We start from the raw sequence: 523 nt of genomic DNA on the forward strand, positions 1-523 counted from the left end.
TTCGAGGAGTCGACCTCGCTGCCGTCGCACGTTCTACTTCGGTTATAGAACCAATCACGCATCTTGAGATCGGCGGAAATGGCAACCTGGATGCGTATTTTAGAGCAATTGTTCGAACAAATCGGATTCGGTCACCAATTCACTAACTGAAAATATATCGTTCGCTCATGGCTGCTGCAGTGGGGAATTTATCTGTTCTCAGGAGGTCGAGGAGAACTTGGAGGCGATCTGACAAGCGAGGAAGCAATTGCACCTACAACAAGATAGGCGAAGAACCCAAGACTGAACAGTACTAGCAAACCACCTATCGCGAGGAGAATCGCAGATATTGGGTTTACCTGCGCGACAGTTGAGAACAATTGTCCTAAGCAAATCGGACCATCAATGAGTCGGGTTGCGAGATCAGCTCCTTCTGGCGGCGGACAAGCGACCATAATCTGACCATTGAATGCATTTTATAAAAACATGTGTCTTACCACAATCTCTCACTATAGAGCCATGTGCTTGCAGAATGCGTTACGGT

At 47.4% G+C, this 523-nt stretch carries 1 protein-coding gene; it reads right to left on the minus strand.

Annotated elements, in window-relative coordinates:
- Window positions 1-188: 188 nt before the first annotated feature.
- A complete protein-coding gene (locus AC1XDK_RS30800; RefSeq protein ID WP_483353834.1) occupies window positions 189-434 on the minus strand; it encodes a DUF8024 family protein in 246 nt (81 codons plus the stop codon).
- Window positions 435-523 lie beyond the last annotated feature (89 nt).

The sequence above is a fragment of the Haladaptatus sp. HS23 genome (genome assembly GCF_056892285.1).

Coding starts and splice junctions, on each gene's coding strand:
- AC1XDK_RS30800 (WP_483353834.1), bottom strand. CDS start 434: ATGGTCGCTTGTCCGCCGCCAGAAGGAGCTGATCTCGCAACCCGACTC.